Origin of the sequence: Poinsettia branch-inducing phytoplasma str. JR1 (assembly GCF_000309465.1) — a bacterium.
Lineage (GTDB): Bacteria > Bacillota_I > Bacilli_A > Acholeplasmatales > Acholeplasmataceae > Phytoplasma > Phytoplasma pruni.
Genome location: NZ_AKIK01000162.1, coordinates 1 through 4,095, shown reverse-complemented (window position 1 = coordinate 4,095; position 4,095 = coordinate 1). Strand labels below are relative to the sequence as shown.

Below are 4,095 nucleotides of genomic sequence, written 5' to 3'. Positions count from 1 at the left end.
TAAATTAAATTATTTTAAAATAAAAAAATATTTTTTGAATAAAAAGGAGTATTGATCAAATGGCAAATATTAAACAACAAAAAAAACGCAATAAGACTAACGAAAAACGTAGATTAAAGAATGCTTCTTACAAATCTTCCGTTAAAACAGCAATTAAAAAATTTAAAGCTGCTGCGGTGGCTTCTGAAAAAACACAAGCTTTAACATTGTTAAATTACGTTAATAAAAAATTAGATAAAGGTTTATCCAAAGGAATTTATCATTCTAACTTTGTTTCTAGAAACAAATCTAATTTCTCTAAAATGTTTAATCAAATTTAATGAATAAATATTTTTTTCTTTAAAAACATTCTTTAGAAATCAATTAAAAAAAATTCAATAGCAAGATTATCATATCTTTTTTTTGATATGTTAATTTGTTTTTGCTATTATAAGAAATTTTTTTAAAATCTCTATTACAAAATAGACTTAATAAAAAGATTATCACAGTAGTTTTAATATCTGTCTTTTAAGTTTATTGGTTATTTAATAACCTGATCAAACAAAGGATTATGTTAATATAATGTTAGACTTGAAATTTATAATTCAAAATATGGAATTAGTTATTCAAAAACTACAAACAAGACAAGAAGACTTTTCTTATTTAGAAGAACTTATTTTATTAAATCAATCGCGTAAAAATTTAATTGTTTCCATAGAAAAAATAAGGTTTAAAAAAAATAATCTCTCTCGTTCTATAGGAACGTTGAAAAGAGAAAACAAATCTATTGATGAAATGATCGCTAAAGAGGCTATTTCTAAAAAAGAATTAGAAGCATTAATGCAAGAACTACAAACCATCGAAAATAAAATTAATCACCTGTTACATGGTGTTCCTAATATTCCTCACGAATCTACTCCTATCGGTCAAAGCGAAGAAGATAATGTTGTTATTAAACATTTTATGGAACCAGAAGAAAAACCTTTCCCTATTAAAGATCACGTGGAAATAGGTGAAAAATTAAATATTTTAGATTTGAAGACGGCTGCTAAAGTAACTGGCAGCAGATTCGCTGTTTTAAAAGGAGCTGGAGCTCGTTTGGAAAGAGCTTTAATTAATTTTACGATGGATACGAACTCTCAAAAGAGTTATCAAGAAATCATCCCCCCTTTTATTGTCAACGAAAATTCAATGTTTTCTACAGGTCAATTGCCTAAATTTGAAAAAGAACTTTTCAAATTAAAATTAGATAAATATAATTGGTATTTAAATCCGACTGCTGAAGTACCTACTATTAATATCCATCGCAATGAAACTTTAAAGGTAGAACGATTACCCATTAAATATGTCAGTTTTACTACTTGTTTTAGACAAGAAGCAGGAGCTGCTGGAAAAGATACCAGAGGCATTTTAAGACAAAAACAATTTAATAAAGTGGAATTGATTCAATTTGTAGAACCGCAAAATTCTTACACTGTTTTAGAAGAAATGTTAAAAGATTCTGAAGAAATTTTGCAAAAGTTAAAAATACCTTATAGAGTGGTCGCTTTATCAACGGGCGATTTAGGCTTTAGCATGGCTAAAACTTATGATATTGAGGTGTGGTTGCCTAGTCAACAAAAATATCGCGAAATAGCTTCTATCAGTAATGCAGAAACTTTTCAAGCTCGAAGAGCCAACATTAAATTTAATAAAAATAAAAAAGATAAAAACGAATACGTTCATACTTTAAATGGATCAGCTTTAGCTATCGGACGAACTATGATCGCTATTATGGAAAATTATCAAAATGAAGACGGAAATATTGTAGTACCTGATGTTTTAAAAAGTTATATGGGAATTGATATTATTAAGTAACATTTCAAAAGGTTGCAAACAACATTGCGAAAGGAATTTAAAGGATAAAACCTATGAATAAATGGGAAGATAAATTAAAAAAAATTAATATTTGGTATATTATGCTTTTCATTATCTCTATTGGCGTCATAATGTCTTTATGGGGTTTATTTCAAAAATCATTAAAAAAAGACGAATCTGAATCAGAAATATTATTAACTCTTTTAGACAAAAACGAATTGAAAATAAAACCTATTTTAACAAATGGGCTCCCTGTTTTATATGATTTAATAGTGACCTATAAAGAAGGTGATGAAAAAAAAACCAAAAAATATTCTTTTGTTGATGAAGAAAGTTTTCACCGAATAAGGAAAGAAGTGGAAAAAAACAAAGATTCTCCTTATGAAGTTTTTTTAGCTACAACTATTCAAGAGCCTTACATGGGATTCGGTCCTTTATTTGGTTCTTTAAGAATATTTTTAACAGTCTTGATTTTTTATTTTTTGTTTACAAGTATGAAAGATATCGGAAGTCAATTCTCAGAACAATTTGGTGATAAAAATAAAACCCAATTAAGAAGAGAAGTGATTCGAAAACCGACTTTAACTTTTAAAGATATCGCTGGCGCTGACGAAGAAAAAGAAGAAATGAAGGAATTAATCGACTTTTTAAAAAACCCTAAGAAATACATAGATATGGGCGCCAGAATTCCTAAAGGAGTTTTATTATCAGGCCCTCCAGGCACTGGTAAAACTTTATTAGCTAAAGCAGTTTCTGGTGAAGCTGGCGTTCCTTTCTTTGCTGCGTCTGGTTCAGATTTTGTAGAAATGTATGTTGGACTGGGAGCTTCTCGTGTGAGAAGTTTATTTAAAAACGCCAAAATGAATGCTCCTTGTATTATTTTTATCGATGAAATTGAAGCTATGGCTCGCAAAAGAGGATCTGATATGGGACATAGCGAAAATGAACAAACCTTAAACCAACTTTTAGTGGAAATGGATGGTTATAATAAGAATTCAGGCGTTATTGTTATTGCCGCAACTAACCAACCTGAACGCATAGATTCTGCGTTGTTAAGGCCAGGACGTTTTGACCGTCAATTTACCATTAATTTACCAAGTTTAAAAGATCGTGAAGCTATTTTAAAACTACATGCTTCTAACAAAAAAATAGAAAAAGATATCAGTTTGGAAGAACTGGCTAAGGAAACACCAGGTTTCAGTGGCGCTCAATTAGAAGGTATTTTAAATGAAGCTGCTTTATTAGCTACAAGAAGAAGAGCACACAAAATCAATAAAAATGATTTAAGCGAAGCTTTAGATAGAATTTTAATCGGTTCTATTAAAAAAGGTGGAAGATACACTGATAAAGAGAAAAAATTAGTTTCTTTCCATGAGGCAGGTCATGCAGTTATTGGTCTTACATTGCCCAATGCTAAAAAAGTCCAAAAAATCACTATTATACCTCGTGGTAAATCCGGCGGTTATAATTTAATGTTACCGGAAGAAGAAACTTATTTCTATTCTAAAAAAAGATTATTAGCCGAAATAACTTCTTATTTAGGCGGAAGAGCGGCAGAAGAATTATTTTTAGACGATATCTCTTCAGGTTCTTATGATGATTTCAAACAAGCAACTAAAATTGCGAGAATCATGGTGACTAAATTCGGAATGAGTGTTGTCGGATTAGCTCAATACGGAGAAGAAACGCCAACTTTTCACAAAGATTTTTCCGAATCTAAAGCTGTAGAAATTGACCAAGCTGTTCAAGATATTTTAACTAATGCTTACGCTGAAGCCAAACAAAAGCTTTTAGAAAACAAAATACTTTTATTTAAAATCGCTGATTATTTATCTGAAATTGAAACTCTTTCTAAAAGAGATATTGATGAAGTATTTACAACTGGTAAAATCGCTTGGTACGAAGAAGAAAAACTTGCTAAAGCAGAAAAAGAAACTTTACTTGAAAACGATTCTGATGAAGAAAACACATCTGAAAAAGAAGAGAAAATTGTTTCTTCAAATGATAACAATGATGTATCAGAAGAAAAAGACGCTAATTCATCCGAAGAACAAGATGATAAAAATGCAGAAATAGAAACAACTATCGAAGATGAAAATCTAGAAGTTGATGGCAAAAGCGAAGAAACTGAACATGATAACGATGAAACAGATGAATAATAATTCTGATTCATAAAAAAATATTTATTAAAAAAACTAAAAATTTACTTTTTCGTCACAAACCAAAAAATTTTTTCTTTTTGGTTTGTGTACTTTATTT

Annotated in this window: 3 protein-coding genes; all 3 read left to right on the top strand. The window is 29.5% G+C overall.

What is annotated here, in order from left to right; genetic code table 11:
- Positions 1 to 59 precede the first annotated feature (59 nt).
- The 3 genes from rpsT (at position 60) to ftsH (ending at position 3,995) form a co-directional block, all read left to right on the top strand.
- Entirely contained in the window at positions 60 to 320 is a 261-nt protein-coding gene (gene rpsT / locus ON17_RS02990) for a 30S ribosomal protein S20 (RefSeq protein ID WP_017192023.1), read from the top strand.
- Between the two features lie 241 nt (positions 321 to 561).
- Positions 562 to 1,836 (top strand): serine--tRNA ligase, encoded by a 1,275-nt coding sequence (gene serS, locus ON17_RS02985; RefSeq protein WP_017192022.1) that lies wholly within the window; start codon positions 562 to 564, stop codon positions 1,834 to 1,836.
- Positions 1,837 to 1,889: 53 nt separating this feature from the next.
- Positions 1,890 to 3,995 carry an ATP-dependent zinc metalloprotease FtsH gene (ftsH, locus tag ON17_RS02980; RefSeq protein ID WP_017192021.1) on the top strand — a complete coding sequence of 702 codons (2,106 nt, stop codon included), beginning with the start codon at positions 1,890 to 1,892 and terminating at the stop codon, positions 3,993 to 3,995.
- Positions 3,996 to 4,095: the final 100 nt, after the last annotated feature.

Excerpts from the sequence above, each read along its gene's own strand:
- rpsT (WP_017192023.1), top strand. The coding sequence starts at position 60 with ATGGCAAATATTAAACAACAAAAAAAACGCAATAAGACTAACGAAAAA.
- serS (WP_017192022.1), top strand. The coding sequence starts at position 562 with ATGTTAGACTTGAAATTTATAATTCAAAATATGGAATTAGTTATTCAA.
- ftsH (WP_017192021.1), top strand. The coding sequence starts at position 1,890 with ATGAATAAATGGGAAGATAAATTAAAAAAAATTAATATTTGGTATATT.